Here is a 1,098-nt window from a genome sequence, read left to right on the forward strand (position 1 = left end):
ATGAACTAGGAAGCCACTCAGTCTTTAGCTGAGGGGTAGTTCACTCATACATTACAGGCTTGAGTAAAGGGCTGGAGGGTATCTGGTCAACACACAAATTGGGCGTGGTCACAAAAGGGGCTGGCCAGAAAAAAATCACTGAAATCAGGACCGAAAAACCGTCTTCATCAACTTACGTTGGTTTGTTATATTTCGGAGCTGATCCTAAAACTATAATATAAGGTGCAGTTGACTTGAAAAAATGTAATAATGAATTAAGAATGTTTGTTTTCTATAAAATAAGATGAAACTAACGCAAAAGGAAAAAGAAAAAAACTGAATAAATACCATTTGATAAAACTTTTGCCTTTTTCAAAAGCCTTAACAGCAGGATATGTTGAAAACAACCCAAGGAGCATTATACTGCAGACACCGAATAGTCCTAAGGCTGTGTAAGAATTTGTCCCTATTACTATGCTTACCATGATAATTTCTCCTTATTAACGACTACAGTAACTCACCATATCTTCTTTTATACATTATTTTTAGAAATGTAGCGAGAAGCATATAACATAAAATCGTGCCGATCAGCCATGGGAAATAGGTAAAAGGCATTGCAGACATGCCTAATATCTTCCCAAATTGTGTGTAAGGGATAATGGTCCCGATTAAAATTGATGCGGAGGTTAACAGCATAACCGGCAATGATGCCACGCTTTGAATAAAAGGTATTTTCGGTGTGCGTATCATGTGAATGACAAGCGTCTGAGACCATAGGCTTTCTACAAACCATCCGGCATTAAACAGGCTAGCAAACAATACTTTGTTGACACCTGCCGCACCATAAGCTCCACCGTATACGGCAGGGCAGATTATGAAAAACATAAAAATGTAGGTAATGATATCAAATACCGAACTTGTGGGGCCGATCCAGACCATGAAACTGCCAATGGAAGAGGCATCCCATTTGCGCGGTACTTTAAGATAATCCTCATCCATGTTGTCCCACGGAATGGCAATGCATGAAATGTCATAAATCAGGTTAAGGAAAAGTATTTGAATCGGTTTCATTGGCAAAAAAGGAAGGAACGCACTTGCAGTAACTACCGAAAACATGTT

Annotated in this window: 2 protein-coding genes; both read right to left on the minus strand. The window is 39.0% G+C overall.

What is annotated here, in order from left to right; translation table 11 throughout:
* Nucleotides 1–254 precede the first annotated feature (254 nt).
* Nucleotides 255–464 carry a hypothetical protein gene (locus BP621_RS16775; RefSeq protein ID WP_292391872.1) on the minus strand — a complete coding sequence of 70 codons (210 nt, stop codon included), beginning with the start codon at nt 462–464 and terminating at the stop codon, nt 255–257.
* 22 nt (nt 465–486) lie between these two features.
* Nucleotides 487–1,098 (minus strand): cation transporting ATPase C-terminal domain-containing protein (locus BP621_RS16780; protein WP_292391873.1); only part of this gene is annotated, 612 nt, incomplete at its 5' end.

This window comes from Methanosarcina sp. UBA5 (assembly GCF_002505485.1).
Taxonomy (GTDB): Archaea; Halobacteriota; Methanosarcinia; order Methanosarcinales; family Methanosarcinaceae; genus Methanosarcina.